24 protein-coding genes are annotated in these 26,532 nt (G+C 71.3%); 7 read left to right on the top strand and 17 right to left on the bottom strand.

The window, feature by feature from the left end:
• Positions 1-2: 2 nt before the first annotated feature.
• A complete protein-coding gene (locus ACQPXB_RS19400) occupies positions 3-914 on the bottom strand; it encodes a universal stress protein (protein ID WP_432854108.1) in 912 nt (303 codons plus the stop codon).
• A 325-nt stretch (positions 915-1,239) separates the two neighbouring features.
• Between ACQPXB_RS19400 and ACQPXB_RS19395 the strand changes: the two genes are divergently transcribed.
• Both ACQPXB_RS19395 and ACQPXB_RS19390 read left to right on the top strand, forming a co-directional pair.
• Positions 1,240-2,343 (top strand): Rieske 2Fe-2S domain-containing protein, encoded by a 1,104-nt coding sequence (locus ACQPXB_RS19395; protein ID WP_432854105.1) that lies wholly within the window; start codon positions 1,240-1,242, stop codon positions 2,341-2,343.
• The gene (locus ACQPXB_RS19390; RefSeq protein ID WP_432854102.1) at positions 2,340-3,305 is read left to right on the top strand and encodes a PDR/VanB family oxidoreductase; all 966 of its coding nucleotides are present in this window, start codon (positions 2,340-2,342) and stop codon (positions 3,303-3,305) included. The genes ACQPXB_RS19395 and ACQPXB_RS19390 overlap by 4 nt, the downstream gene beginning before the upstream one ends.
• A 5-nt stretch (positions 3,306-3,310) precedes the next feature.
• Here the strand turns inward: ACQPXB_RS19390 and ACQPXB_RS19385 are convergent, their stop codons facing one another.
• Positions 3,311-4,411: an NADH:flavin oxidoreductase gene (locus tag ACQPXB_RS19385; RefSeq protein WP_432854099.1), complete on the bottom strand. Its 1,101-nt coding sequence runs from the start codon at positions 4,409-4,411 to the stop codon at positions 3,311-3,313.
• 94 nt (positions 4,412-4,505) lie between these two features.
• Between ACQPXB_RS19385 and ACQPXB_RS19380 the strand changes: the two genes are divergently transcribed.
• Entirely contained in the window at positions 4,506-4,865 is a 360-nt protein-coding gene (locus ACQPXB_RS19380) for a MerR family transcriptional regulator (protein ID WP_432854096.1), read from the top strand.
• Between the two features lie 10 nt (positions 4,866-4,875).
• Here the strand turns inward: ACQPXB_RS19380 and ACQPXB_RS19375 are convergent, their stop codons facing one another.
• The 3 genes from ACQPXB_RS19375 to ACQPXB_RS19365 all read right to left on the bottom strand — a co-directional run bounded on the left by ACQPXB_RS19375 (position 4,876) and on the right by ACQPXB_RS19365 (position 6,759).
• On the bottom strand, positions 4,876-5,841 hold the full coding sequence (locus ACQPXB_RS19375) for a hypothetical protein (protein ID WP_432854093.1): 966 nt from the start codon (positions 5,839-5,841) through the stop codon (positions 4,876-4,878).
• An 85-nt stretch (positions 5,842-5,926) separates the two neighbouring features.
• Complete coding sequence (locus tag ACQPXB_RS19370) at positions 5,927-6,367, bottom strand: hypothetical protein (RefSeq protein ID WP_432854090.1); 441 nt, start codon at positions 6,365-6,367, stop codon at positions 5,927-5,929.
• A 71-nt stretch (positions 6,368-6,438) separates the two neighbouring features.
• The gene (locus tag ACQPXB_RS19365) at positions 6,439-6,759 is read right to left on the bottom strand and encodes a hypothetical protein (protein WP_366578591.1); all 321 of its coding nucleotides are present in this window, start codon (positions 6,757-6,759) and stop codon (positions 6,439-6,441) included.
• A 252-nt stretch (positions 6,760-7,011) separates the two neighbouring features.
• Here ACQPXB_RS19365 and ACQPXB_RS19360 point away from each other — a divergent pair, with 252 nt between their 5' ends.
• Positions 7,012-8,310, top strand: a complete 1,299-nt coding sequence (locus ACQPXB_RS19360; protein ID WP_432854087.1) for a hypothetical protein — start codon at positions 7,012-7,014, stop codon at positions 8,308-8,310.
• Positions 8,311-8,384: 74 nt separating this feature from the next.
• Here the strand turns inward: ACQPXB_RS19360 and ACQPXB_RS19355 are convergent, their stop codons facing one another.
• From ACQPXB_RS19355 to ACQPXB_RS19345, 3 genes are all read right to left on the bottom strand, one after another.
• Positions 8,385-10,610, bottom strand: a complete 2,226-nt coding sequence (locus ACQPXB_RS19355) for a GH92 family glycosyl hydrolase (RefSeq protein ID WP_432854084.1) — start codon at positions 10,608-10,610, stop codon at positions 8,385-8,387.
• Positions 10,611-10,823: 213 nt separating this feature from the next.
• Positions 10,824-11,723, bottom strand: coding sequence for an LLM class flavin-dependent oxidoreductase (locus ACQPXB_RS19350; protein WP_432854081.1), 900 nt, complete (start codon positions 11,721-11,723; stop codon positions 10,824-10,826).
• A gap of 179 nt (positions 11,724-11,902) precedes the next feature.
• The gene (locus tag ACQPXB_RS19345) at positions 11,903-13,426 is read right to left on the bottom strand and encodes an aldehyde dehydrogenase family protein (RefSeq protein ID WP_432854078.1); all 1,524 of its coding nucleotides are present in this window, start codon (positions 13,424-13,426) and stop codon (positions 11,903-11,905) included.
• 163 nt (positions 13,427-13,589) lie between these two features.
• Here ACQPXB_RS19345 and ACQPXB_RS19340 point away from each other — a divergent pair, with 163 nt between their 5' ends.
• Positions 13,590-14,954 (top strand): amidohydrolase family protein, encoded by a 1,365-nt coding sequence (locus ACQPXB_RS19340; protein WP_432854075.1) that lies wholly within the window; start codon positions 13,590-13,592, stop codon positions 14,952-14,954.
• 211 nt (positions 14,955-15,165) lie between these two features.
• Here the strand turns inward: ACQPXB_RS19340 and ACQPXB_RS19335 are convergent, their stop codons facing one another.
• From ACQPXB_RS19335 to ACQPXB_RS19320, 4 genes are read right to left on the bottom strand one after another with little or no spacing between them, the layout of a single operon-like run.
• On the bottom strand, positions 15,166-16,173 hold the full coding sequence (locus tag ACQPXB_RS19335) for a LacI family DNA-binding transcriptional regulator (RefSeq protein ID WP_432854072.1): 1,008 nt from the start codon (positions 16,171-16,173) through the stop codon (positions 15,166-15,168).
• Positions 16,174-16,198: 25 nt separating this feature from the next.
• Positions 16,199-17,632, bottom strand: coding sequence for an NAD-dependent succinate-semialdehyde dehydrogenase (locus tag ACQPXB_RS19330; protein ID WP_432854069.1), 1,434 nt, complete (start codon positions 17,630-17,632; stop codon positions 16,199-16,201).
• Positions 17,633-17,643: 11 nt separating this feature from the next.
• A complete protein-coding gene (locus tag ACQPXB_RS19325) occupies positions 17,644-18,888 on the bottom strand; it encodes a M24 family metallopeptidase (protein ID WP_366578577.1) in 1,245 nt (414 codons plus the stop codon).
• Complete coding sequence (locus tag ACQPXB_RS19320) at positions 18,881-19,828, bottom strand: NAD(P)-dependent oxidoreductase (protein WP_432854064.1); 948 nt, start codon at positions 19,826-19,828, stop codon at positions 18,881-18,883. Before ACQPXB_RS19320 ends, ACQPXB_RS19325 begins: the two co-directional genes overlap by 8 nt.
• Positions 19,829-19,987: 159 nt before the next feature.
• Here ACQPXB_RS19320 and ACQPXB_RS19315 point away from each other — a divergent pair, with 159 nt between their 5' ends.
• Positions 19,988-20,899 (top strand): ABC transporter substrate-binding protein, encoded by a 912-nt coding sequence (locus tag ACQPXB_RS19315; RefSeq protein ID WP_432854061.1) that lies wholly within the window; start codon positions 19,988-19,990, stop codon positions 20,897-20,899.
• Between the two features lie 181 nt (positions 20,900-21,080).
• Positions 21,081-22,337, top strand: a complete 1,257-nt coding sequence (locus tag ACQPXB_RS19310) for an MFS transporter (RefSeq protein ID WP_432854058.1) — start codon at positions 21,081-21,083, stop codon at positions 22,335-22,337.
• Between the two features lie 56 nt (positions 22,338-22,393).
• Here the strand turns inward: ACQPXB_RS19310 and ACQPXB_RS19305 are convergent, their stop codons facing one another.
• Genes ACQPXB_RS19305 through ACQPXB_RS19285 form a run of 5 tightly spaced genes read right to left on the bottom strand, consistent with a single transcriptional unit; the run spans position 22,394 to position 26,510 of the window.
• A complete protein-coding gene (locus tag ACQPXB_RS19305; RefSeq protein WP_366578569.1) occupies positions 22,394-23,005 on the bottom strand; it encodes a hypothetical protein in 612 nt (203 codons plus the stop codon).
• A gap of 28 nt (positions 23,006-23,033) precedes the next feature.
• The gene (locus ACQPXB_RS19300) at positions 23,034-23,942 is read right to left on the bottom strand and encodes an LLM class flavin-dependent oxidoreductase (protein ID WP_386955380.1); all 909 of its coding nucleotides are present in this window, start codon (positions 23,940-23,942) and stop codon (positions 23,034-23,036) included.
• The gene (locus ACQPXB_RS19295) at positions 23,939-24,838 is read right to left on the bottom strand and encodes an alpha/beta hydrolase fold domain-containing protein (RefSeq protein WP_432854053.1); all 900 of its coding nucleotides are present in this window, start codon (positions 24,836-24,838) and stop codon (positions 23,939-23,941) included. Before ACQPXB_RS19295 ends, ACQPXB_RS19300 begins: the two co-directional genes overlap by 4 nt.
• Positions 24,835-25,962 (bottom strand): NAD(P)-dependent alcohol dehydrogenase, encoded by a 1,128-nt coding sequence (locus ACQPXB_RS19290; RefSeq protein ID WP_432854050.1) that lies wholly within the window; start codon positions 25,960-25,962, stop codon positions 24,835-24,837. The genes ACQPXB_RS19295 and ACQPXB_RS19290 overlap by 4 nt, the downstream gene beginning before the upstream one ends.
• Positions 25,962-26,510: a YceI family protein gene (locus ACQPXB_RS19285; protein WP_366578562.1), complete on the bottom strand. Its 549-nt coding sequence runs from the start codon at positions 26,508-26,510 to the stop codon at positions 25,962-25,964. Before ACQPXB_RS19285 ends, ACQPXB_RS19290 begins: the two co-directional genes overlap by 1 nt.
• Positions 26,511-26,532 lie beyond the last annotated feature (22 nt).

The raw sequence follows: 26,532 nt of genomic DNA, 5'->3' as shown, positions 1-26,532 counted from the left end.
CGTCAGTCCTGCGAATCCGCCGGACGGTTCCCGCGCACCACCAGCACCGGGCACAGCGCGTAGGAGATCAGGCTCTGGCTGGTGGACCCGAGCGCCAGGCCGGCGAGCCCGCCGCGGCCGCGGCTGCCGACGACCAGCAGCTGCGCCTGGTCGGCGAAGTCGAGCAGCCCGTCGGCCGGCTTCTCCTTCACGGCCAGGCGCTCGACCTGCACGTCGGGGTACTTCGCCTGCCACCCGGCGAGGCGCTGGGCGAGCAGTTCCCGCTCGTGGGCCTCGATGGCGTCGGCGTCGGCGGACGAGCCGGACTCCTCGAACACCGACGCCAGGAAGCCTTCCTTCCAGCAGTGCACGGCGAGGAGCGGAGTCCGGCGCCACGACGCTTCCTCGAAGGCGACGCCGATCGCTTCCTCCCCGACCGGCGTGGCGTCCACGCCGACCACGACCGGGCCGTCGACCGGCGGCGCCTCCTCGGCGACGTGGGGCCGCACGAACGCGACCGGGCACTCGGCGTGCGAAGCGAGCGAGACCGACACCGAGCCCAGCACGAACCGGCCGAGCCGGTGCAGCCCCGTCGAGCCGAGGATCAGCATCCCGGCCGACGCGGACTCGGCACGCAGCGCCGACGCCGGCTGTTCCGGCCGCAGCACGGCCTCGACGACCAGCTCCGGCGCCACCTCGGCGACGGCGGCCTGCGCCCGGCTGAGCACGCGCTCACCGCGTTCGCCGACGACGCGCTGCGCGTCCTCATACGTCGGCGCGCGGTGCGGGTACGTCACCGGAATCTCGTCCACGGCGTGCACCAGCCGCAGCCCGAGGCGGCGCTCGCGGGCCATCCGCGCGGCCCAGCGCGCCGCCATCAGCGACGAGTCGCTCTCGTCGACCCCGACGACCAGATCGGTGGACGCGCTTGCCATGGGTTCCCCGCCTTCGTCGGTCTGCCGGCACCCCGGACTGTAACCGCAGCGGACCCCCACGCGAGACGGCCAACAGACCCCCGTCCGGGTGACTTTCGTCCGGCTGCACCCCGCGCTGCGGCCGGCCGCCGAGTCGATCTGCATACGGACGACTACGCGGATCAGCCGACGACCGCCCCAGCACTCGCCTCCAGCAGAATGCTTGACACCGGCCGTCGGCAGATGCGATTTTCATCAGTATGCTGACGATTCTCGTGGCGGCAGCGAGACGCATTGGCAGCACTCGATCTTCCGCAGCACCCGATGCCCAGCGAAGGGACTTTCGATGACGAAGCCCGCCCGCCTCGACGATCCGGACCGCCCGTCCTTCCCCCTCGACGCCTGGTACGCGGCCGGCTGGGACCACGAGATCGGCCGGACGCTGCGGCCCCTCCGCGTCGCCGACCAGCCGGTGGTCCTGTTCCGCCGGCTCGACGGCACCCCGGTCGCGCTGGCCGACGCGTGCTGGCACCGGCTGGTGCCGCTGTCCACCGGCCGCCTCGAAGGCGACGAGGTCGCGTGCGGCTACCACGGCATCCGTTACGACGGCGACGGCCGCGCGACGTTCATGCCGGCCCAGCAGACGATCAACCCGAGCGCTTGCGTGCGCTCCTACCCGACCGTCGAACGCCACCGGTTCGTCTGGATCTGGCCTGGGGACCCGGCGAAGGCCGATCCGGCGTTGATCCCGGACCTGCACTGGAACCTCGACCCGGAGTGGGCCGGCGACGGCGGCGTGATCCACCTGGCCGCCGACTACCGGCTGGTCGTCGACAACCTCATGGACCTCACCCACGAGGCCTTAGTGCACACGAGTTCCCTGCACCAGGAGGAAATCAACCACGAGCGGCTCGACGTGGCCCACGAAGGCCGGACCGTGACGGCCACCAAGTGGATGCTGGGCGTCTCGGCGCCGAACTTCTGGGCCGCGCAGCTGAACCGCGTCTTCCCCGGCTGGACGGGGCTCGTCGACCGCTGGCAGATCATCCGGTTCGAGGCGCCGTGCACCATCACGATCGACGTCGGCGTCGCCAAGGCCGGCACCGGCGCCCCCGAAGGCGACCGCAGCCAGGGCGTCGCGAACCGGATCATCAACACCGTCACGCCGGAAACCCGCACCCGCAGCAACTACTTCTGGGCCAATGCCCGCGACTACCACCTGTGCGACCAGCAGGTGACGACGCTGCTGCGCGAGGGCGTCGCGCGGGTGTTCAGCGAGGACGAAGCGATGATCGAGGCGCAGCAGCAGGCCCTCACGGAGAACCCCGGGCACGACTTCGCCAACCTCAACATCGACGCGGGCGGCATGTGGGCGCGCCACGCGATCGACGCGCTGATCGACGCCGAGACCACCGGCCGGCCGGCGCCTTCCGTTGCGGGAAGCCGATGACCGCGCCGCGCCGGCTGACCGCCACGGTCGTCGCGGCCACCGAGGCCGCCGAGGGCGTCCGTTCGCTCCGGCTCCAACTGGGCAAGCGCGTACACGCCGCGCCGGGCAGCCACGTCGACGTCGTGGTCCATCTCAACGGCCGCGACGAAACGCGGTCGTACTCCGTCGTCGCCCACGACCCCGAGGCCGGCACGATCGACCTCGGTATCCGGCTCGGCGCCACCAGCTCCGGCGGCTCCCGCTACCTGCACGGGCTGACCGCCGGAGACCGCCTGCGCGTCACCGAGCCCGTGCAGACCTTTCCGCTCACCCGCGGCCGCCCCGGCTACACGCTGGTCGCCGGCGGCATCGGCATCACCGCGTTGCTGCCGATGTTTCGCACCCTCGTCGCGCAGGACGCCGACGTCCGCCTCGTCTACGCGGGCCGCGGCCGCGCGACGATGGCGTTCCTCGACCAGCTCGACCATCCGCGGGTGGACGTGGTGGCCAAGGACGAGGGCCGGGTGATCAACCCGGACCGGCTCGTCGCCGACCTTCCCGAAGGACACGAGCTGTACGTGTGCGGGCCGATCGGGCTGCTGGAGGCGCTTCGGTCGGCCTGGCACACCGCGGGCCGGCCGGCGAGCCACTTCCGGTTCGAGACGTTCGGCAGCAGCGGCCGGCACCCGGCCGAGGAGTTCGTGGTCGAGATCCCGAGATTGTCCTTGCGCACCACCGTTCCGGCGAACCGGTCCCTGCTCGACGCGCTGGAAGCCGCGGGCGCCGAGCTCATGTCCGACTGCCGCCGCGGCGAATGCGGGCTGTGCGAGGTGAAAGTGCTGGGCTGCACCGGAATCGTGGACCACCGCGACGTTTTCCTGAGCCCGGAGCAGCACGCGCAGGACGACCACCTGTGCACCTGTGTGAGCCGCGCGGCTTCGGTGCACGGCGAGCCGGCCACGTTGGTGCTGGACGTGCCGTAAGCCGTTCAGTGCAGGGCGCCGAGCGCGGCCGGTGTGAAGGGGACGATCTCGCCTTCGCGGCCGGCGAGGATCTTGGCGGTCCACGACGGGTCGGCGAGCAGGGAGCGGCCGACGGCGATCATGTCGAACTCGTCGGCTTCCAGGCGGTCGAGCAGGCCTTCGATGCCGGTCTTGCGGGCCTGGGCGGGGTTCGCGGTGAATTCGGTGTCGAGGCCCACCGAGCCGACGGAGAGCGCGGGCTTGCCGGTGAGCTTTTTGGCCCAGCCGGCCAGGTTCAGGTCGGACCCGGAGAACGCGGGTTCCCAGTAGCGGCGCGTGGAGGCGTGGAAGGCGTCGGCGCCCTCGTCGGCGAGCGCGCCGAGGATCACGCCGAGCTGTTCGGGGTCGTCGGCGATGCGGGCGTCGTAGTCGGTCATCTTCCACTGCGAAAACCGCACCACGACGGGGAATCCGGGCGAGACCGCGCGGCGTACCGCGGCGACGACCTCGGCCGCGAAGCGCGTGCGGGAGCGCAGGTCGCGGCCGTAGGCGTCGGTGCGGTGGTTGGTGCCGGGCCAGAGGAACTGGTCGATGAGGTAGCCGTGGGCGCCGTGCAGTTCGACCCCGTCGAAGCCCAGGCGTTCGGCGGTGGCGGCGGCTTCGGCGAACGCGGTGACGACCTGGTCGATGTCGCGCTGGGACATCGTGCGGCCTTCGCCTGCGTCGTGCATCGGCACGCCGGAGGGTCCGATGGCGGGCGTACCGGGGTGGGGTGGCTCGCCGGGTTTGCGGGCCATTCCGACGTGCTGGAGCTGCGGGAAGATCAGCCCGCCGTGCCCGTGGACGGCTTCGACGACGCGGGCCCAGCCGGCCAGGGCGTCGTCGCCGTACATCCGGGACACCCGGTCGTGCTGGCCGGAGACGGGGTGGTCGACGTAGGCGCCCTCCGTGATCACCAGGCCCGCGCCGCCGGCCGCGCGGCGGGCGTAGTAAGCGGCGACGTCTTCGCCGGGCACGCCGCCGGGCGAGAAGGCGCGGGTCATCGGCGCCATGGCGACGCGGTTGGGCAGGGTCAGCCCGCCGAGGGTCAGCGGACGGGAAAGTGCTTGTGCCGCACGGGTTTTCATGAGGAATCAGCTCCCTGGTCGTGATCTCCTGCTACGCTAGAACCTGCCGTGGACGTGAGGTTCCACGGTTTGTGGGACGGGTCACGGAGGTCCGATGCGCATCGGGGAGCTCGCCGGGAAGGCGGGTGTGAGTGTCCGGGCGTTGCGGTACTACGAGGAGCAGGAGCTGCTCGTGCCGTCACGCAGCTCGGGCGGGCAGCGGCACTACCCGGACGCCGCCGTGGACCAGGTCTGGCTGATTCAGCAGTTCTACGCGGCGGGGCTGTCGAGCAAGTCGATCCTCGCGCTCATGCCGTCCGTGCGCGAGGGCCGGGCGACCCCCGAGGCGCTCTCCCTGCTCACCGCGGAGCGCGACCGCCTCGACCGGCAGTCGCGCGAACTGGCGAACGCGCGTGACAAGCTCGACGACATCATCGCGACCGCCGGGTCGCACTCGTGCGTGCGGCCGCGGTGACGCGTCCGCGTCAGTCCCGGCAGCCGTCGAGGGTCGGCACCGGGTACTTCGGGTCGTAGTAACCAGGCGCGTCGCGCCCGCCCGTGGGCGCCGGGCCGACGGGCGGGTTGGCGTAGCCGGGCGCCAGGAAACCCGTCTTCGCGGCGGCGCAGCCGACGGAGGAGAACCCGCTGTGCTCGCCGTCGATCCAGAGGCCCTGACTGGTCTTGCTGAAGCCGGTGCCGCTGCGGACCACGTAGTTCTCGTCCACGCGCACGAAGCTGACGATCTCCGCCGGGCCGGTCAGATCTGCGGGGTGCGGATCGTCGAACGCGTAGGCGACCACGTACTTCGCGTCCACGGCCAGCTCCCCCGGCTTCGCCCCGGGGTGCGCGGTCAGGGTGCCGAAGATCCGCGGGCCCGCGTCGAGCAGGCGGTAGCCGTCGGCGATCTCGGTCACGTAGGGCAGCAGGCCCTTGCCGTGCTCCGCCACGTTCGACGCGATCCACGGCCGCGCGTCCGGCGCCAGCTGCGCGAGGAACGCCCGGGGGTCGTGCCCCGTCACCACGGCGGGTTCGAGCCGTGCGGCGAAGATCGCGCGCTTGACCTGCGCGTAGGCCTCCGCGACGGCTCCGGGTTCGGCCGCCGCCGTGGCGATCCCGTCGAATCCCTTGCTCCAGTTCTGGGCGGGCGTCCGGTCGTACGGCCGCGCCAGATCGACGGGCGCGACCACCGGCACCGCCGTGGGGTTGGGCGCGGCCGACTCGGCTTTCGGCTGACTTCCCACCAGCACGATCGCCGCCGCCGTCACCCCGAGCACGAGGAGCACGAGGGTCGCGCCCCACCACCGCCCCCGCGTCCGCCGCAGCGGCGCGCGCCGCGTGCGCCCCCGCCGGCGATCCTTCCGCGCCCCCGCCCGCGCGCCGGCCTCCGCCCGTCTGCGCCACTCCGGATCCACCAGGTCCGGGTGCGAGTCGAGCAGGTCTTCCTCTTCCACTTGCGTGCCCCCCGGGAAAACGTCGTCGCCTCCTCATCGACGACGGCGGGACATCGTTACGCCGGGCGGGTGCTCGCCGCTCGGTTCACCCGAGCGGCTCGCTCGGATCCCCCAGCACCACGAGGATCCGGGCCGGCTCTTCGCCATCGTCCCCGTACACCGACACCCGGTTCAGCACTCGCTCCACCGGCAGCTCCAGCCGAAGCTGCCCGTTCGGCTCGGAGATCTCCAGCGACCGCCGGGAGAGCTCCAGTTCGCCGCGGTGCAGGAGCCCGAGCCCGTCGACCTCGAACGGCTCCTCGACACAGATGACCCAGACCGGTCCGCTCGCCGCTTGACGCACGCCCACGTACAGGAAGTCGCGCCCGGCGTGGACGATCTCCGTCGCGGCGTTCCAGCCGTCGTGATCGTCCTGGCCGTCCGGCGCGGCGATCACCAGCAGCCCGAACGCGAACCGCGCGACGGCACTGCCGTGGAACCGCTCGCCGGCCGCCTCGGCCGTGGTCACGTCGATCATCTGCACCACGCCTGAAGCGGCTCGTCGCGAAAAGGCTGATTCTTTCGCGCCTTCTTTCGCACCGTCGAGGCGCCGGGCGGTCAGTGGTCGTCGCGGGTGGGTGGGGCGGGGGTGGCCAACGTGGTGGCGCGGGTGAGGGCGTAGGCGGCGAAGAGGGCGGGCAGGCCGAGGACGGCGAGCAGGAGCCAGGTGCTGGTGGAGTTCGCGATGACGGCCCACTGGACCGTGACGAGCAGGCCCGCGTTGAGCAGGACGCGGCCGGTCAGCGAGACCAGGCGGGTGCGGGCCCGGGAGGCCTCGGCGGCGGCCCTGGCGCGGCGGGCGCCGGACGACCAGGCCCACGAGAGTGCGAGCAGAAGCGTGACGGCGACGAGGACGTGGGTGGGCGTGAGGGCGGTCATGGGTCACCCCGATCGGGATTCGCGTGTTGGTGCGAAAAAGGGTCGTCTTGGGTTGACGGCCGGGAGGGCCGGCCGGCGCGTCGGAGGTTCTCCGGGCGCCGGGCCCGTCCGGCTTGCCTCGTCAGGATGCAGGGCGGCACACCGGGGTCGCAAAATTTCCGACCAACTCCGATCAGCTCCGGTCACTGTGGGCTCCGGCGGGCCGGGGTGTCGGGCATCATGGCACAAGCCCGGAGTGGGGAGGGGACGTCCGTGACGACTGCGCCGTTCGGGGAGCCGCCCGCGCCGGGGAAGCCCGGGTCGCTGCCCGAGTTCGCGGTGCGGTTGCGGGCTTTGCGGGAGTGGTCCGGCGTGCGGCTGCGCGCGTTGCCGGCGCTGGTCGAAAGGGAGAGAACAGCGCGCGGGGTGCCGCCCGAAGCCGTCAGATGCGCGTACGGGACCGCGCGGGAGATCTTCCGGGAGGAGCCCAAGCGGTACAACGAGGAGTTGCTCTTCGACGTCATCCGGGCGTTGCTCAGGAAGACACAGCCGCCGGCGGATGCGCTCGAACGGCACGTACTGCGGTGGCGGGAGAGTTACCACCACGCCCGGCGGCGAAGGCCCGCGAAGGCGGTGTTCCCCGGGTTCTCGATCGGGCCGCTCAGCACGAGTGTTCAGCTGCTGGAAGGCAACGGGGAACGGGAGATCGCCGAAAGTGACGTGCACGTTCTCGTCACGCCGCGGGCGGTTTCTCTTCCTCCGGTAGTGGCAAATCTCAGGGAAAAGCTGCGCGAGGAGCAAAAGTACCGCCGCAAAAGGGGCCTGGAGCACCACGCATTGCTGTCGCGCTACGCGGTTCACGACTTCGTGGTCAACCGCCGCGGCCCCGAGGAACTACCCGAGGTCACGATCCACTTCGTCCACTCCGACTACCTCACTTTCCTGGCCAGCCAACAACTCGACGAACTCCTCCCCGGCGGCGACACCCTCCGCAGCCTCTACCTCGACGGCCGCGACCCCCAGGACACCCCCGACTTCATGCGCTCCAGCTTCGGCCTCAACATCGCCGTCGTCACCGCCGACAGGTGGCTTGTCGTCGCGCGGCGCAGCGGGCGGGTGGGGGTGGGGAAAGGCGAGTGGAACTCCTCGGCCAACGAGGGGCTGCAGCGGGAACTCGACGGGAAACACGGGCCACCCAACCTGTTCCGCGCCGCCGAACGCGGGCTGAAGGAGGAGCTGCGGCTCAGGCCCGATCACTACGACCTCAAGCTCCTCGCGTTCGCCGTCGTCACGGTGAACTCCCAGTGGTGCTGCCTGTTCCTGGCGAACCTCCGCACGATGACCCGCCGGCAGTTCGAGAACAACCTCGGCCGCGGCGTCCAGGACGCCTGGGAGCACCGCGGGTTCGACTACGTGGAGTTCGAGCCACAAGCGACGATCGAGTACCTGCTGCGCCCCGACCGCCGCGACTCGTGGGCGCCCGCGGCGCCGGTGCTGTTCTACGTGTCACTCGTGCACGTCCACGGCGAGGAGGCCACCGACCGCGTCGTGGAAACGCTGGAAGCGCGGTAAAATACGGGCGAGGACCTCAGCGGCCCTCGCCCGCCCAACCGGCGATCACTTGACCGTGGACCGCACGGCAACCATCACGCCGGCGTGAGCGACGGCGGCAACGCGCCCAAGCCCCAGGCCTGGTCAGGCGTCGCGCTCATGTGGAGCACCAGTTCGCCGCCGCGCACGACCTCGTCGTGCGTGATCCAGGCGCGGTGCAACGGTTTTCCGTTCAGCGTCGCCGACGTGATGTAGACGTTGGCCGGCGAGTTGCCGATCGCGCGCACGGTGAACGTCCGGCCGTGGCCCGTCGTGAAACGCGTGCGGTCGAAGACGGGGCTGCCGAGGATGTACACGCCGCTCGCGGGGGAAACGGGGTAGAAGCCCGCCGCGGCGAGGACGTACCAGGCCGACATCTGGCCGGCGTCGTCGTTGCCCGCGAGGCCCGTGGGACCCGTGCGGTAGGCGTTTTCGCAGACGTACCGGGACCACTTCTGGGTCAGCCACGGCGCACCCGCGTAGGTGAACATGAACGGCATCTGCTGCACGGGCTCGTTGCTGTGGTTGTAGAACTCGTTCCACTTCATCATCACGTCCGGCGGCGTCTGCTCGAAGATGCCGTTGAGCCGGTCGACGAACGCCGCGCGCCCGCCCGCGAGCTTCACCAGGCCGCCGACGTCGTGCGGCACGAACCAGCCCTGCTGCTCCGGGTTGCTCTCGATGCAGCCGTCGCCGTCGCCCATCCAGCTGCCGTCGGCGTTGCGGCCGCGGAACCAGCCGGCGTCGGCGTTGAAGAGGTTCCGGTAGTTCTGCGAAGTCGCGTAGAGGCGCTTCGCGTCCTCCTTCTTGCCCAACGCTTCGGCGAACCGCGCGAGAGCGTAGTCGGTGTACGCGTTTTCGAGCGTCGACGAGAGGCTGTAGGTGACGCAGTAACCGAGCGAGGTCCAGTTCGCGAAATCGGTGCGGTTGGAGCGTTCCGCCGGGCCCATCGCGACCTCGCGGCAGAAGCGGTAGGCCTTTTCGGCGTCGAACCCACGCAGGCCCTTGAGGTACGCCTCGGCGATGACGTTGATCGCGGCGTCGCCGATCATCGTGTCAGTGTCCTTGCCCAGCAGCTCCCAGCGGGCGAGCCCGCGCACGAGGCCGGCGTCGGTGAGCGAGACCAGCGAAGTGATCGTCTCCTGCACCACGTCCGGGTCGATGATCGTGAGTAGCGGGAACTGCGCGCGGAACACGTCCCAGCCGCTGAACAGCGTGCGGTGCGTGACGCCGTCGCGCACCGGCGCGGCGTCGCCCACGCGGTGGCGGCCGTCGACGTCGCCGAACAGCCGCGGGTCGATCATCGAGTGGTACAGCGCGGTTTCGAAGATCTTGCGCTGCTCGGCCGTGCCGCCCTCGACGGCGACCTTGCCCAGCGCGTCCGCCCACGTGCGGCGGGCCCCGGCGGCCACGGCGTCGAAGCTCCAGCTCGGCAGATCGTGGCGCAGGTTGCGGCGGGAGCCGTCGAGGTCGACGAACGACACGCCCGCGCGCACCGGCACCTGCTGACCGGCGCGGACGGGGAACTCGGCGAAGAAGCCGAGCTGGGTGCCGTCGCGCTGTGCGAGGTCGGTGCGGACGTCGGTGCCGTCCCACGTGCCGAACACGGCGATCGGCTGGTGGAACTCCATTGTGAAGTACACGGTATAGACCGGGCTCTGCGCGCCGCAGCCCCAGCCGCCGCCCGTGTGGTCGCAGCGGATCCAGCCTTCGACGGTGGTGGCGTCGACCTGGCGCACGTGCTGCGCGATCGAGTGCGAGCCGTCCGGCCCGATGCGGCGGGTGAGGTCGACCTTGACGCGGCCGGTGCCCGCGTCGTGGAAGGTGAAACGCAGCAGCCCCGCCCGCTCGGTGGCGGTGAGCTCGGCGCGCACGCGGTAGCGGTCGAGCTCCACGGCGTAGTAGCCGGCGCGGGCGGTCTCGGTTTCCTTGCGGTACGGGCTCTTCGCCTCGTCGCGCCCGGTCACGAGCGGGCCGGTCTGCGGGAGCACCTGGAGGTTGCCGAGGTCGCCGTAGCAGCCGACGCCCGACATGTGCAGGAAGCTGAAGCCCTCGATCGTGGTCATCTCGGCCGAGTAGCCGCTGCCGTTGTCACCGCCGGAGACCGTGTCCGGGCTCAGCTGGACCAGGCCGAACGGCGCGACCGCGCCGGGGAACGTCTTGCCGCACGCCGTGTCGGCCGCGGTGGTGACAGATCCGATGATCGGATCGACGGAGTCCACCGGTTGCGGCCGGGCGGTGGCTGCCACCGCGGTGCGGGGCAGGGCCGCGGCGGCGGCCACCCCACCTGTGCCGACCAGAAACCCACGCCTGGACAGAGAACCCGCGTCGGTCATGCTTCATCGCCTTCCGGACGCTCGTGCAGTTGTCGCCACCACACTGAGCGAACGAGCGGGCCGGGTCAAGCAGACATCGGATGTGTGGCCTTTTCTGTCCACTCGTTGTCCGGCCCGGGAATTCCATTGTGGACGTCGCAGTGGACGTCTCGTCGGACGTCACCGCGCGAGCAGCCGCCGGGCTTCCGGCACCACGTCACGCGCGAATGCGGCTACCTGAGCAGCGGAATTGTCCTCGGGCATGAAGACGAACCCGGTGTACGGCAGCTCGCCGCCGAGTTTCGCCAGCAGCTCCGCCCATTCCGCCGCGGTGCCCCGCACGGGGTCGGCACCCTGCGCCAGCCGCGGCCGGCCGGGTGTTTCGGTGACCGTGCCGACGATTTGGGCGATCCGGCGCACGGCCTGTGGCTTGCGGCCCGCGGCCACGGCGGCGTCGTCGATGAGGCGGTTGGCCTCGGCCCACTTCTCGTACGGCAGGTAGGAGGCAATCGGAGCCGCCCATCCGTCGGCGATCCGGCCGGTCAGCGCGAGGGACTTCGGTCCCTGTGCGCCGACCCAGATCTCGACGGGGTGCACCGGCGCCGGACCCGGGTGCACGCCCGAGACGGAGTAGAACTCGCCCTGGACCCGCACCGGCGGACCGCCGTCCGCCCACAGCGCCCGGAGGATGGTGACCGCTTCCTCCAGCGCGACGTTCGACTCGCGCGCGCTGCGACGCGGCACCCCGAGCTGCGTGATCGCGTCCCAGTAGCCACCCGCGCCGAGGGCCAGCTCGAACCGGCCGCCGGACACGATGTCCAGCGCGGCCGCGGTCTTCGCCAGCAGTGCCGGTGGCCTCAGCGGCAGGCTCGCGACGTCCGGGAACACGCTGATCTTGTCCGTGTGCGCCAGCAGATCTCCGGCCAGCACGAACGTGTCCGGCCGGTCCGGCGCGAACGGCGCGTCCTGGATGCCGAGGAGGTCGAGGCCGCCGTCGTCCGCGGCCGTGGCGAAGGCGCGGCCGGCCGCCAGGTCGGCGGTGGGCGTCAGCGCAACGCCGAACAGCAGGTCGTCGCGCAAAGCGCTCCCATCAAGTCAATAGACATTACCGTCAATGATCATGCCGAGATCCGGCCCGCGACGCCATTCGGTGGTGGCTCGTTTTCCGCCGCGATCGGATCAGGGAGGTCCGGCGCGGGTGGCGGCACCGAACCTCCCTGTCGATCACGTCCCGCGGTTACGCTCGGAACCGATCGGCGTCAGTCGACCGGCGGCCACACGGGAATCGGCCCGCGGCCCGACGGGAACCGCACGTTCTTGGCCCGCACGAACTCGTGCAGGGTCTCGGCGGCGTTCTCCCGGCCGAACCCGCTTCCCTTCACGCCGCCGAACGGCGAGCCGAGGAAGGAGCGGCGGACGTAGTTGTTCACGAAGACCATGCCGGCCTGCAGGTCGCGCGCCAGGTTCGAGGCGCGGAAGTGATCGCGCGTGATGAGCGCGGCCGTGAGCCCGTACGCGGTGCCGTTGGCGATGCGCACGGCTTCTTCGTCGGTGTCGTAGACCAGAATCGACGCGACCGGGCCGAAGATCTCCTCCTGCGCCACCGTGTGGTCGGGCTGCACGCCGGTGAGCACGGTCGGCGGGACCCAGAAGCCACCGGCCAGGCGGGCGTCGTCCGGCAGCTCGGCCTGGAAGACGATCTTCGCGCCTTCGGCCACGGCGGTGTCGACGTAGCCGAGCACCTTCTGCTGCTGGCGTGCGTCGACCATGGCGCCGATGTCGGTGGCCGCGTCGAGCCCGTCGCCGACCTGCAGCTTCTCGGTGGCGGCCACGAAGCGCTCCACGAACTCGTCGTGCAGCGACCGGTGCACGAGGATCCGCGCGGTCGACGTGCAGGCCTCGCCCTGGTTGTAGAACATGCCCTCGATCGCGACGTTGACGGCGACGTCCAGGTCGGCGTCGTCGAGCACGATCAGCGCGTTCTTGCCGCCGAGCTCCATCGTGGCGAAGGTGAGGTTCTCCGCGGCGGTGCGCAGCACGGCCTGGCCGGTCCTGGTGGCGCCGGTGAACGTGATCCGCTCGACGGTGGGGTGCCCGGCGAGCGCGGGGCCGGCCGACAGGCCGGACACGGCGTTCACGACACCCGGCGGCAGGACCTGGTTCACCAGCTCCACGAGCCGCAGCACGGCCAGCGGCGCCTGCTCCCCCGGTTTGATGACCACGGTGTTGCCCGCGGCCAGCGCCGGCGCGGTCTTCTTCGTGAAGTGCATCGGCGGCCAGTTGAACGGCAGGATCGCGGCCACGACGCCGTAGGGCTCGTAGTGCACGCGAGCCTCGATCGGGCCCTGGTCGAGCACCTCGCCGTGGAGCGTCTCGGCGAGACCGCTGAAGTAGTCGAATCCGGCGGAGCTGAACGCCACGTCGAACCGCCGCGCGTCACGCAGCGGTTTGCCGACCTCACGCGCCTCGAGCTCGGCCAGCTCCTCGGCGTGCTCCCGGATCACGGCCGCGACCTTGCGCAGCAGCCCGCTGCGCTCGCGCGGCGTGAGGCGGCCCCACTCCCCTTCGTACGCCCGGCGCGCGTCGCGGACGGCCTGGTCGACGACGTCGTCGCTCGCTTCCACCACGTCGGCGAGGTGGCCCCCGGTGGCCGGCTCGAGAACGGCGAAGGCCGGCGCGTCTTCGGGTGTCACCCAGCTGCCGCCGATGAACGAGCCCCAGCGGGCGCGCGGCAGCGGGCCACGGCCGTCGGCCGGAAGGACGGGTTCCAGGGCGTCGGACATCGTGAGATCCCTTCGGTGGACTGTGAACGTTTGCGGTGGATGACCGCCGAAGCTGCCATTGACCACAGACTACTCAGCTCTTACGATAATGCAATCGTTTGCGGCCATCAGGGCCGGTCTTGCAGGTCTTGCAAAGAGGCACAGTTCGGCAGGAGGCAGTCGGATGAGGACTTTGCTCAGCGGAGGCGCGCTCGTCGCGCCGGGTCGCCCGGAACTTCTCGGCGGAGGAGAGCTCCTGATCGACGGGACGACCATCGCCGAGCTCGGACCGGTGGGGTCGGTGAGCCGGGAGGGCGTGGACCGTGTCGTGGACACGACGGGTTCGATCGTGCTGCCGGGGTTGGTCAACGCCCACCAGCACGACTGGTACCTCTACGGCAAGGGGCTCGGCTGCGACGTGCTGCTGGAGCAGTGGATCACCGGCTGCCTCGTGCCGCTCAAGGACAACCTCGACGTGGACGACCTGCGGGTGGCCAGTGAGCTCGCCGCGCTCGACATGCTGCGCGGCGGGACCACCAGCTCCGTCAACCACCTGGTGAACGAGACGACGATCGCCGACGAGGAGGCGATCCTGGGCCCGGTGGCCGACACCGGCGTCCGCCAGTTCTTCGCGAAGGTCATCCGCCCGCACGACGCACGCGACGACTACGCGGGCGCGCGCGAGTCGTTCGAGAAGTGGGACGGCGCCGCCGAGGGCCGGATCCGCGTCGGCTTCGTGCTCGAGGCGACGGCGCACTGGGTCGCGCTCGGCACGAGCTCCGAGGAGATGGTGCTGGGCGGCCACGAGCTCGCCGTGGAGAAGGACACGTTCGTCACCTCGCACATCGCGGGCGGAACCATGTCGCGCGACGAGGGTTACCTCAAGTGGGTGCTGGAAACCGGCCGCACCGACGTGCAGTTCCTGCACCGCCTCGGCGTCCTCGACGACCGCTGGATCCTCGCGCACACCATCCACCCGCGCGGCAACGACCTCGACCTCATCGCGGCCTCGCGCAGCACCGTCGCGCACACCCCGAGCTCCGAAGCCGCCCGCGGCGCCGGCATCACGCCGGTGAAACACATGCTGGACAACGAGATCCGCGTCGCCCTCGGCACCGACGGCCCCATGGTCGACCTCACCAACGACATGGTCGAGCAGATGAAGTGGACGCGCCTGCTGCAGAACCAGCTCCACGAACACCCCGGCTCGATCGACCTCGGCAAGCTCGTGACGATGGCCACCGAAGACAGCGCGTACGCCGTCCGCGCCGACAAGTACCTCGGTTCCCTGCGACCGGGCTACGCGGCGGACATCGCGGTCTTCGACCTCGACACCCTGCACGCGGGCCCGGTGCACCACCCCCTGACGACCTTCGTCCACGCGGCCCGGGGCACGGACGCGAAGCACGTCTTCGTGAACGGCGAGCAGCTGCTGGACAACGGCCGCTTCACCCGGGTGGACGAGCTGCACGTGACGGACCTGATGCGCCGCGCGGGCGACCGCGCCCGCGCCCTGGGACGGCGAGCGGGCTTGCTGCCGGAGGACTGAGCCTCCGCGACGCGGAAAACCCTGGTCCGGCAACGGTTTCTCGTTGCCGGACCAGGGATTTCTCACAACTCAGCCCGCTCCACCGCTTGCCCCTCGGGCGCACCCGTGCGCCCGAGGGGCGCCGACGCGTTCCGCCGGCCGGCGGTGACCGGCGCCGCCGCGGTGATCGCCGCGCTGCCGGGCTTTCTTTGCGCTGCAGCGGAAACGGGCGTTAGAGCTTCGCCGCGGCCGTCGAGTCGCGCAGGATCAGGTCGACCGGCAGGACGACGCGCTTAGCGGGTGCCGTCGGGGAAGCGATGCGTTCGAGCAGGAGGCGGGCGGCTTCGCGGCCGATGTCGTAGTGCGGGATGCGCACGGTGGTCAGCGAGGGGCGCTGGCGATCGACGAAGGGCATGTCGTTGAAGCCCGTCACGGAGATGTCGCCGGGGACGGTGCGGCCGAGCTCGGCCAGGGCGGAGTAGCAGCCGAGGGCGATGAGGTCGTTGCCGGCGAGCACCGCGGTCAGCGTGGGGTGCGCGGCGAGCAGGCGCAGGGTCGCGGCGTGGCCCGCGGTTTCGGTGAACGCGTCGGCGAACTCGACCGCGCCGGTGGCCGCTTCGAGGCCCAGGGACGTGGTGGCGTCGAGGTAGCCGCGGTAACGCTCCCAGCCCGTCGAGAGGTCGCGTGGGCCGGCGACGTGGCCGATGCGCGTGTGGCCGAGGGCGGTGAGGTGGCGCACGAGCAGGTGGATGCCCGCGGCGTTGTCGGCGGTGACCGACGGGATGCCGCCGGTGTCGGTGCGGCGGTTGACGAGCACGGTGGGCACCGAGGACGCCAGCTCGTCGGAACGGCGGCTGGTGGCCAGGATGAAGCCGTCGATCTGGCGCCCGCGCATGGCGGTGACCAGCTCGTTCTCGCGGTCCGGGTCGCCGTCGGTGTTGCCGACCAGCGCCATGTACCCGGCGTCCCGCAGACCGTCCTCGATACCGCGGACGATCGGCGGGAACACCGGGTTGCGCAGGTCCGGGATGATGACCCCGGCGACCGAAGACGTGCGCGTGCGCAGGCTGCGCGCGGCGGAGTTGGGCGCGTAGCCCAGGGCCCGGGCGGCCTCGGCGACCCGGCTCGCCGTCCGCGCGTTGACCATCCCGCGCGTGGCGGGGTTGAGCGCCCGGCTCGCGGTCGCGGCGTGCACCCCCGCCCGCTCGGCGACGTCCTTGATCGTCGGCGGCCTGTTCATCGTGCCAGCATAGAGTGACCGGACGTCACCAAGAGACGGCGACGTACTTGGACTCCGTGTACTCCAGCAGCCCCTCGTGCCCGCCCTCGCGGCCGAGCCCGCTCTGCTTCACACCGCCGAACGGGGCGGCCGGCTCGGAGACCAGACCACGGTTGAGCCCGACCATGCCCGACTCCAGCGCCTCCGAAAGCCGCAGGCCGCGCGCGAGGTCGCCGGTGTACACGTAGGACACCAGGCCGTGCTCGGTGTCGTTGGCCAGCCGGACGACCTCGTCCTCGGTCTCGAACGTGACGATCGGCGCCACCGGGCCGAAGATCTCCTCCGCGAGCACGGGCGCGCCCGCCGGGACGTCGGCCAGGACGGTCGCCGGGTAGTAGAACCCGGTGCCCTCCGGGCGTTTCCCGCCGACCAGCACGCGAGCGCCGGCGTCGACGGTCCCGTCGACCAGCTCGGTCACCTTGTCCACGGCGGCCTCGTTGACGAGCGGGCCGAGCTCGATCCCGGCGTCGGTGCCGGGGCCGACCCGCAGCGCGCCCATCCGCTCGGCCAGCCGCCGGCCGAACTCGGCCGCCACGCCGCGCTGCACGAAGAACCGGTTGGCCGCCGTGCAGGCCTGGCCGCCGTTGCGCATCTTGGCGACCATCGCGCCGTCCACCGCCGCGTCGAGGTCGGCGTCGTCGAAGACCAGGAACGGCGCGTTGCCGCCCAGCTCCATCGACGTGCTGACCACGGTGTCCGCCGCCACGTGCAGCAGCGCGCGACCGACCTCCGTCGAGCCCGTGAACGACAGCTTCCGCACGCGCGGGTCGTGGACCATCGCACCCACGACCTTGCCGGACCGCGTGGACGGGACCACGTTCACCGTGCCCGCGGGCGCGCCGGCCTCTTCGAGGATCGCGGCGATCGCGAGCGCGGTGAGCGGCGTCTCCGACGCCGGCTTGAGGATCACCGTGCAGCCGGCGCCGAGCGCGGGCGCGATCTTGCGCGTGGCCATCGCGGCGGGGAAGTTCCACGGCGTCACCAACACGCTCACGCCGATCGGCTGCCGCAGCACGAGAATGCGGTTGGCGCCGCCCGGCGCGGTCTGCACGGTGCCCGCCACCCGCACGGTTTCCTCGGCGTACCAGCGGAAGAACTCGGCGGCGTAGTTCACCTCGCCGCGCGCGTCGGGCAGCGCCTTGCCGTTCTCGCGCACGATCAGCTCGGCGAGTTCCTCGGCCCGCTCGTGCATGAGCGTGAACGCGCGGTGCAGCACGTCGGCACGGGCCCGGGGCGCGGTCGCGCCCCACGTGGGCAGGGCGGCCGCGGCGGCGTCGACGGCGGCCAGGCCGTCCTCGACGCTGCCGTTGGCGACGGTGGTGATCGGCTCGGCCGTGGCCGGGTCGACCACGGTGATGCGGGACCCGTCGGACGAGGGCCGCCACTCACCGCCGATGAACAACTCTTCGGGGACCTTCACGGTGTGACTCCTCAGTACGGGTTGGCGACGAACAGGTCCTGCGCCGGGAACTTCGTCAGCACCTCGACGCCGGTCTCGGTGACCACGACTTCCTCTTCGATGCGCGCGGCGGAGAAGCCGTCGGTGGCCGGGCAGTACGTCTCGAGCGCGAACACCATGCCCGGGCGGATCTCGACGGGGTTGCCGAGGCTGTTGAGCCGCGAGATGATCGGCCGCTCGTGCAGGCCCAGCCCGAGCCCGTGGCCGAACTGCAGGCCGAACGCCGCCATCTCGTTCGCGAAGCCGAAGTCCGTGGCGGCCGGCCAGACCCGGGCGACGTCGTCGGTCCCGATCCCCGGCTTCACCGCTTCGATCGCCGCGTCCATCCACTCGCGCGCCTGCCGGTACGCACCGCGCTGCACATCGGTGGCACTGCCGACGCTGAACGTGCGGTAGTAACACGTGCGATAGCCGTTGTAGGACTGGATGATGTCGAAGAACGCCTGGTCCCCGGGCCGGATGAGCCGGTCGGAGAAGTTGTGCGGGTGCGGGTTGCACCGCTCCCCCGACACGGCGTTGATCGCCTCGACCTGGTCGGAACCCATTTCGTACAGCCGTTTGTTGGCCAGCGCGACGATCTCGTTCTCGCGCACGCCGGGCTTGAGCGCCTCGACGATGTCCTGGTACACGCCGTCGACCATCGCCGCGGCCTGCGAGAGCAACGTGATCTCGTCGGACGACTTGATCTCCCGCGCGTCGAGCATCGCCTGCTGCGCGTCGACCACCGTCAGCCCTTGGCGCTGCATCTCGAACAGGAACGGCGGCTCCACGATGTCCACGCCCACCGGCGAATCCGCGACGCCGGCCTGCGTGAGCAGATCCTTGATCTGCGTCACGGCGTCGCGCATCAAGCCTGCTTCGGGTGAGATCGCGCCCCGCAGGCCGAGCATGCCGGCTCGGCAGTTCTCCGGCTCGAGCCACGGCGAGTACAGCTGGTGGTGCTTCGCGGCGGAACCGAAGTCCCACAGCATCGGCTCGCCGTCGCGCGTGAGCAGCGCGTAGCGGGTCATCTTGTCGCCGAGCGCGCCGCCGATCCACGTCTGCGTGGTGTAGCGGATGTTGTAGAAGTCGAACAGCAGGAACGCGCCGCACTCACCCGCGTCGAGCGAAGCCCGCGCCCGCGCGAGGCGGTAGTCGCGCAGCCGCGCGAAATCCACGCGCTCCTCGAAGTCGACGGCGTTGTGACCCGGCGCCGGGATCGGCCGTCCGTCAAACATCGGTGGGCTCCAGACCGTCCGAAACCTCGGCGTTCTCGGACACCAGCGTGATGCCCGACCGGCGGGCCTGCTCCTCGATCAGCACGGCGAAGTCCTGCTCCACCAGGCCGGCGCCGATCGCGTCGGCCACGATCTGCGCGGTCGCCGAGGCCACCGGCATCGGCGCGTCCAGCTCGCGTGCGGCCGCCAGGCCGAGGTCGAAGTCCTTGCGCAGCAACGGCATCGTGAACGTCGGCGTGAAGTCCAGGTTCACCAGGGCCGGCGTCTTGTAGCGGGAGAAGACCGAACCCATCACGGAGTCGTTGAGGAAGGTCATGAACGCCTCGCGCGTCACGCCGCCCTTCTCCGCCAGCACCGTGATCTCGGCGAGCGACTGGATCACCACGCCGAGGAAGACGTTGTGGCAGATCTTCACCAGGCGCGCCACCTCGTCCTCGCCGACGTAGGTCACGCCGCGGCCGAGGGTGTCGAGCATCGGGCGCACCTCGTCGAACACCGCGCGCGGACCCGAGACGGCGAGCGTCAGCTTGCCCGAGCTCACGACCTTCGGGTTGCCGCTCACGGGCGCCGCCAGCAGTTCGGTGCCGCGCTTGGCCGCCTCCACACGCACGGTGGCCGAGGCCTCGGCCGAGACCGTGGACGAGTCGATCACGACCTTCGGCGCCTTCGCCGGGTCCGTGAACAGGCCGCCCTCGCCCGACGTCACGTGCTGCAGGTCGGCCGAGGCCGAGACCATGGTGAACACCACGTCCCGCCCGGCGAGGTCCACCGGCCGCTGGGCGACGGTCGCGCCTGCGGCGACGAGCTCTTCGGCCTTGGCGCGGGTGCGGTTGTAGACGGCGACGTCGTAGCCGGCCGCGAGCAGCCGGCGCACGAGCGCCGCACCCATGCGGCCGGCACCGATCCAGCCGATCGTGGGTCGGTCGGTGAGGGTCACCATGGTCAGTACCTCCGAGTGTCACCGTTGTTGTTGCAATCGTTTGCAATCATCATGCGGTGCCAGCTAGGATCCGTCAAGTACCGAGCCGAAAGCCGAGTTGCGAACGTCCGCAGCCGGTTCACCCGAAACGGCTGTGAGATCAGGAAAGGCGGCACCGGCGTGCGTTCGATCAAGCTGGGCACGTTCAGCCCCTCGGTCCTCCTGTCGGTCGCCGCCGCGACCGGCGCACTCGTCGAGGCCCGGCTCGAGGTCACGGAGGTGCCGGCGAAAACGTCGGCCCACCAGTTCGAGGACCTCTTCGAGGGCCGCCTCGACGCCGCGTTCACCAACCCGGACAACGTGCTGGCCTACCGCTGCGTCCCCGGCAACCCGCTGGGCCGGACCGGCGACGTGCGGATCCTCGGCGCGGTCGACCGCGGCCTGGGACTGGGCCTGTTCACCGCGCCCGGCGTCGCCGGACCCGCACGCGGCGGGCGGCTCGGCGTCGACGTGCCCGGGTCAGGCTTCGCCTTCATCGCGTTCGAGCTCCTCGCCCGCGCCGGCCTGGTCCGCGACACCGACTACGAGGTCGTCAGCCTCGGCTCCACCCCGAAACGCGCGCGGGCCCTGGTCGAGGGCACCGTGGACACCACGGTGCTCAACGCCGGCAACGACCTCGTCGCCGAAGCCCAGGGCGCCCGGAGGGTCGCGTCGGTCACCGAGATCGGCCCGTACGCCGGGACCGTTCTGTGCGCCACCGCCGACGGGATCGCCACACACGCCGACGCGCTGGCCGCCCTGCTCACGGTCACCTCCGCCGTGGCCCGGCAGCTGGCCACGGGCCGGCACCGGGAGATCGCATTGACCGCGGTGACCGAGCGCCTCGGGCTGATGGGCCCGAGCGCCGAGCGTCACCTGGCGATCCTCACCGATCCCGCGATCGGCCTGGTCCCCGACGCCCGCCTGAAGCACGCGGAGCTCGACACCGTCGTGTACCTGCGCAACCGGCACTCCCGCGCCGCGACGCCGGTCACCGCGGAGGAAGCGCTGCGCAGCGGCTTGGTCGACTCGTCACTCCTCCCCGAAGCCTGACGCTTGCTGCGATCGTTTGTCATCGCGTTGCAATCCTGAAAACCCATCCCTCGCGCCGCTCTAGCTGCACACTTTCCGCATCAGGCCACTGATCAGCATTGACCTCGGGCCGCCCGCCGCCTACATTACTGCAATCGATCGCAGCTGTGACGCTCGTCTCCGGCGCCCGGGAAGGCTCCCCATGAACAGCTCTCAGAGAACCACCGCGCCCCAGGTCCCGACGGCACGCCGGGTTCCGCTCGTCGTGTCGATCACCGGCTGGACGCTGCTCGTCCTCTCCTACCTGATCAACGCCATGGACCGGCAGGTGTTCTACCCGCTGCTCCCGGATATCAGCGCCGAGCACGGTTTCAGCCTTTCGCAGGGCGGGCTCCTCGCGACCGGCTTCACCCTCGGCATCGCCCTGGCGGGCCTGCCGGCCGGGTACCTCGTCGAGAAGCTGCCTCGCAAGACGGTGCTCGTGATCAGCGTCTTCTTCTACTCCGCCGGCACGCTCGCCACGCCGCTCGCATCCGGTTTCGCCGACATGGCCGTCTACCGGCTGATCTCCGGCGCCGGCGAGGGCATGCAGGCGACCGCGCTGTACGCGGTGGTCGGCTCGTTCTTCGTGCTGCGCCGGTCCTTCGCCTTCGGCGTGCTGGGGGCGGTGTTCGGCACCGGGGTGTTCCTCGGCCCGCTGGTCGGCACCGCGATCGCGCAGGACTTCGGCGGCTGGCACACGCCGTTCCTGTTCTACGGCATCGCGGGCCTGGTCCTGACCGTCCTCATCGGACTGCTCGTCCGGCGCGGCGTGACCGACCTCGACGCCGGTGTCGTGCGCGGCGCCGAGATCCCGACCGACCACGTGCCGAGCTCGCCCTTCAACCGCAACACCGCGATGCTGTGCCTGGCGTGCATCGCCGGTGGGCTCGTGTTCTACGGCTACCTCGGCCTGTACCCGACGTACCTGCGCCAGCAGCTGCACTACACCGCGTCGGAGGCCGCGCTCGCCACGAGCGTGGTCGGCGCCGGCGCCGCGACGTCGATCCTCACCGGCTGGCTCGCCGACCGGTTCAACCCGCGCACGATCCTGCTCATCACCTACGCGGGCGTGGCCGTGAGCGCATGGCTGGTCTTCAACGGTTCCGCGAGCCACGCCTGGCAGTACACGTGGTCCTTCGTCCTGGCCGTGTTCGTGGCGGGCTCGCTGTTCACCACGCTCAACGCCACCATGCAGCGCGCGGTGCGCCCGCACTACGTCGGCCGCGCCGCCGGGATGTTCGTCTCGTTCTACTACGTGGCGGCCGCGTTCTCCGGGCTCATCTTCGCCTCGCTCGTCGGCTCGCTGGGCTGGCACGGCGCCGCGTTGTGGCAGCTGACCATCCTGCCGCTGGCGACGCTGATCCCGTTGTGGTTCATCGACTCCCGCAAGCTCTTCGACCCGCGCCGCGACCGCTGAACGCACGGACGCCGGTCACGCGACCCCGAGGCGCGTGACCGGTGTCCGAACAGGACTCAGCGGCGGACGAGCTTGCGCCCCAGCTGCTTCTCGAGGTGCACCTCGATGAACACGCGCAGGTACGGGTCGTTCTCGTACATGGTGAAGGCCGCAGCCAGCTCCGGCTGCTCCTGCTCGGTCAGGAAGACGATGCGCCACATGTTGAGCGGGTCCTCCTCCGTGCCGCCGACGGAGTGCTCGACGTGGAAGATCGGCTGCCCCGTGCCGGCGGTGAACACCCGGCCGTCGGGCGCCTCGAAGCGCTCCGCGCCGACGAAAAACGCCCGCTGGTTCTCGTGGTCGAGGCGGACGTGCTCGATGATCAGGTCGTAGTTGTCGGGGTCGGCCCAGCGTCGCTGCTCCGACACGCGGGTGAAGTCCTCGAACTGCCCGTTGACCACACTCGGGAACTTCTCGGCGCTGCCGGCCTTGACGACGGTCGGGATGTACACGTCCGGCGCCGCCGCCTTGCGCTTTTCCATGTCCCACAGATCGGTGCGGGTGTACTGGAACGGCGGGGTCACCTCGTAGCGCTCGCGCAGCACGTCGTTGACCCGCACCGGCGTCAGCTTCGCCGTGGTGCTGCCCGGCGCGTCCCACGCCTGGGCGATGATCGCTTCGTGGTCCATCGGTTGTCCTTTCAGGAGAGAGAGTTTCTCAAGCGGGTGGTGCGTCCAGCAGGAGCCGCACCTCGGGTGCCACTTCCCGGGCGAAGGCGGTGACCTGGTCGATCGCCTGCTCCTCCGGCCAGAACACGAACGTCGTGAACGGCTGTTCCTCGCCGAGACGGGCCAGCAGCTGCGCCCACTGCCGCGCCGTGCCCCGCACCGGGTCGGCGCCCTCGTCGAGGCTCGGCCGCCCGGCGTTCGCGGTGATCGTGCCGACCACCTGCGCGATCCGGCGGACCGCCGAGGGGTCCCGGCCCGCGGCTTCGGCCGCTTCGTCGATTATGCGGTTGGCCCCGGCCCACTTCTCGTACGGCAGGTAGGAGGCGATCGGCGCCGCCCACCCGTCGGCGATCCGGCCCGTCAGCGCGAGCGCCTTCGGTCCCTGCGAACCGGTCCAGATCTCGATCGGGTGCGCCGGCGCCGGTCCCGGGTGGGCGCCGGCGACGGAGTAGTACTCGCCGTCGAACCGGATCGGCTTGCCGCCGCCGGCCCACAGCGCGCGCAGCACCGTGATCGCTTCCTCCAGCGCGACGTTGGCCTCGGCGGGAGTCCGCCGAGGCACCCCGAGCCGGGTGATCGCGTCCCAGTAGCCACCCGCGCCGAGCGCCAGCTCGAACCGGCCGCCGGACACCAGGTCCAGCGCCGCCGCCGTCTTCGCGAGCAACGCCGGCGGGCGCAGCGGCAGGTTCGCCACATCCGGGAACACGCTGATCCTGCTCGTGTGCGCCAGCAGGTCGCCGGCGAGCACGAACGTGTCGAGGTAACTCGGCACGTACGGGTGGTCCTGGATCCCGATCAGGTCCAGGCCACCCGCCTCCGCCGCCCGGGCGAACTGGCGGTTGCCCACCACGTCGTCGATCGGCGTCAGCGAGACACCGAACTGCAGGTCCTTGCTCATGCCACGTGCTCCCGGACGAACGCGCCGATGCGGTCGACCGACGCCGCCGCCTCGGGGAGGAACGAAACGAAGTGCTGCCAGATGTGCGGGGCGCCCTCGGTCTCGACCAGCGCCGAGGCCACGCCCGCCGCCAGCGCGCGCTCGTGGAAGCGGCGCGAGTCGTCGATCATGACCTCTTCGGTGCCGACCTCGAGGTGGATCGGCGGCAGCCCGGTGAGGTCGCCGAACAGCGGCGACGCGAACGGGTCCCGCGGGTCGTGGTCGCCCAGGTAACCTGCCGCGAAGCCGCGCAGGGCTTCCCGGCTGACGAACGGGTCGCGCTCGGCGCGCTCGGCGAACGACGGCGCGGAAACCGTCAGATCCGTCCACGGCGACACCGGCACCGCCGCCGCGGGCAACGGCAACGCGAGGTCCTTGAGCTTCAACAGCAACGCCAGCGACAGCCCGCCGCCGGCGGAGTCGCCGCCGACCGCGATCCGGTTCGCGGGCACCGCGTCGAGCAGCGCCCGGTAGGCCGCCACCGCCGCGTCGAGTGCCGCGGGGAAGGGGTGCTCGGGCGCCAGCGGGTAGTCCGGCAGGTAGACCGTGCTCCGCGAGGCGGAGGCCAGCCGGGCACCCACTTCCCGGTGGTTGTACGCCGAACCTTCGGTGTAGCCACCGCCGTGGAAGTACAGCAGCGCCCGGCCGGCCACGGAGGCCGGCGTGGTCACCGCGAGCCCCGGGAAGCCCGGGGCCGCGGTGACGAGCGCGTCGCCGGGGACGGGGAACTGCTCGCTCCACCGCCGGTAGGCGTCCCGGTGCCGCACGTGGTCCGGCCGGTCGTCGACGGGCAGGTGCTCGCCCATCGTCGCCAGCAGGTGGTGCGCCTTGGCGAGCTCGGCGCTCAGCGAGATCATCCGTTCTCCTGCGGCAGCAGCACGGGTTTGGTCGCGGTGCCGTCCTTCATGGCCTGCGCCGCGCGTTCGACCTCGCCCAGCGGGAACGTGGTCACGAGCCGCTCGACGGGCAGCTGCCCGGTGGCGGTGAGCGTGGCCAGCACCGGCAGGAAGGTGGGCGGGTTGCTCTGCCCTTCGACCACGCCGATCACGCGCTTGCTGTTGTTGACCACGTCGGCCACGTCGATCGGCGCGGTGACCCCGAACGGCGGCACGCCCACCGCCGCGGCCGTGCCGCCACCGCGCAGGCTCGTGATGGCCTGCACGAGCACCGCCGTCACGCCGCTGCTCTCGACGACGTGGCCGGCACCGCCACCGGTGAGGTCCCGGATCGCCTCGACCGGGTCGGCGGTGCGGGAGTTGACCACGGCGGTCGCGCCGAGCTCGCGGGCCAGCTCGAGCCGCGAGTCCAGCACGTCGACCACGATCAGCTGCCCGATCGGCAGCAGTGCGGCCGCCATCACCGCCGAGAGCCCGACGACGCCCGCCCCGAACACGGCCACCGTGGACGCGGCGCCCGGCTGCAGCACGTTGAGCACCGCGCCCGCGCCGGTCTGGATGCCGCAGCCCAGCGGTGCGAGCACCGCCGAAGGCACGTCGGCCGCAACCGGAGGCACCAGGACGGTGTTGCGCACCCGGGCCAGCGCGTGGGTGGCGAACGAGGACTGGCCGAAGAAGTTGCCGTGCACGACCTCGTCGCCGTCGTGCAGGCTCGGGCTGCCGTCGGGCCGGGCGCCGTTGGTGAAGTTGCGCGGGAGGAACTCCACGCATTGCGACGGCAGGCCGGAGACACAGCCTTCGCAGTGGCCGCAGGAGTCGAAGGTCAGCATGACCCGGTCGCCCGGCTTCACCGAGGTCACGCCCGAGCCGACCTGTTCGACGATCCCGGCTCCCTCGTGGCCGGCCACCCCTGGTAGCGGGAAGGGGAACTCCCCCGCCCGCACGGCGAGGTCGGCGTGGCACATGCCCACCGCCTCGATCCGCACCAGCACCTCGTCCGGCGCCGGGTCGGCCAGCTCCAGCGAACGCCGCGTGAACCGCTCCCCCGCCGAGGCGACGGTCATCGCGGAGGTGGTCGTGGGCATCAGGACTCCTCGCCGGCCGGGGCGGTCGCCTGGATCTGCAGCGTCAGCTCGGTGGCGTCGCCCATGAGCAGCGGGCCGCCGGGCTGGGACACGTTGCCGGCGACACCGAACGCGGACCGCGAAACCCGCGTGGTGGCGCGGAAACCGACCCGGAAGTTACCGTAGTGGTCCACGCCGTCGCCGGTGAAGTACAGGTCGAGCGCGACCGGCAGCGTCGTGCCGCGGATCGTGAGGTCGCCGCGCAGGGTGTACCGGTCGCCGTCGGCCTCCAGGCCGGTGGACGCGAAGGTGGCCTCCGGGTGGTTGGCGACGTCGAAGTAGTCCGCGGCGCGCAGGTGCTCGTCGCGCGCCTCGGTGCCGGTGTGCAGCGACGCGGTGTCGATGGCCGCGGTCACCGACGACTTGGCGAGGTCTTCGGCGACCTCGACGGTCCCGGAGAAGGCGCCGAACGTGCCGCGCACGCGGGCGGCGACGAAGCGGGTGGAGAACTCGATCGAGGAGTGCACCGGGTCGATCTCGTAGCGGCCGGCCTTGATCTCGATGCTCATCGTGGTGATTCCTTTTCTGGGT

It is taken from the genome of Amycolatopsis sp. CA-161197, from assembly GCF_050942255.1.
Lineage (GTDB): Bacteria > Actinomycetota > Actinomycetes > Mycobacteriales > Pseudonocardiaceae > Amycolatopsis.
The sequence above is the reverse complement of the archived record's forward strand: the minus strand, read 5'-3'. Positions and strand labels throughout refer to the sequence as shown.

Bases quoted from the DNA above. Each gene is read 5' to 3' on its own strand.
- ACQPXB_RS19320 (WP_432854064.1), bottom strand. From the start codon at position 19,828: ATGGTGACCCTCACCGACCGACCCACGATCGGCTGGATCGGTGCCGGC.
- ACQPXB_RS19345 (WP_432854078.1), bottom strand. From the start codon at position 13,426: ATGTCCGACGCCCTGGAACCCGTCCTTCCGGCCGACGGCCGTGGCCCG.
- ACQPXB_RS19395 (WP_432854105.1), top strand. From the start codon at position 1,240: ATGACGAAGCCCGCCCGCCTCGACGATCCGGACCGCCCGTCCTTCCCC.
- ACQPXB_RS19335 (WP_432854072.1), bottom strand. From the start codon at position 16,173: ATGAACAGGCCGCCGACGATCAAGGACGTCGCCGAGCGGGCGGGGGTG.
- ACQPXB_RS19380 (WP_432854096.1), top strand. From the start codon at position 4,506: ATGCGCATCGGGGAGCTCGCCGGGAAGGCGGGTGTGAGTGTCCGGGCG.
- ACQPXB_RS19290 (WP_432854050.1), bottom strand. From the start codon at position 25,962: ATGCCCACGACCACCTCCGCGATGACCGTCGCCTCGGCGGGGGAGCGG.
- ACQPXB_RS19310 (WP_432854058.1), top strand. From the start codon at position 21,081: ATGAACAGCTCTCAGAGAACCACCGCGCCCCAGGTCCCGACGGCACGC.
- ACQPXB_RS19305 (WP_366578569.1), bottom strand. From the start codon at position 23,005: ATGGACCACGAAGCGATCATCGCCCAGGCGTGGGACGCGCCGGGCAGC.
- ACQPXB_RS19340 (WP_432854075.1), top strand. From the start codon at position 13,590: ATGAGGACTTTGCTCAGCGGAGGCGCGCTCGTCGCGCCGGGTCGCCCG.
- ACQPXB_RS19385 (WP_432854099.1), bottom strand. From the start codon at position 4,411: ATGAAAACCCGTGCGGCACAAGCACTTTCCCGTCCGCTGACCCTCGGC.
- ACQPXB_RS19365 (WP_366578591.1), bottom strand. From the start codon at position 6,759: ATGACCGCCCTCACGCCCACCCACGTCCTCGTCGCCGTCACGCTTCTG.
- ACQPXB_RS19400 (WP_432854108.1), bottom strand. From the start codon at position 914: ATGGCAAGCGCGTCCACCGATCTGGTCGTCGGGGTCGACGAGAGCGAC.
- ACQPXB_RS19300 (WP_386955380.1), bottom strand. From the start codon at position 23,942: ATGAGCAAGGACCTGCAGTTCGGTGTCTCGCTGACGCCGATCGACGAC.
- ACQPXB_RS19285 (WP_366578562.1), bottom strand. From the start codon at position 26,510: ATGAGCATCGAGATCAAGGCCGGCCGCTACGAGATCGACCCGGTGCAC.
- ACQPXB_RS19325 (WP_366578577.1), bottom strand. From the start codon at position 18,888: ATGTTTGACGGACGGCCGATCCCGGCGCCGGGTCACAACGCCGTCGAC.
- ACQPXB_RS19390 (WP_432854102.1), top strand. From the start codon at position 2,340: ATGACCGCGCCGCGCCGGCTGACCGCCACGGTCGTCGCGGCCACCGAG.
- ACQPXB_RS19295 (WP_432854053.1), bottom strand. From the start codon at position 24,838: ATGATCTCGCTGAGCGCCGAGCTCGCCAAGGCGCACCACCTGCTGGCG.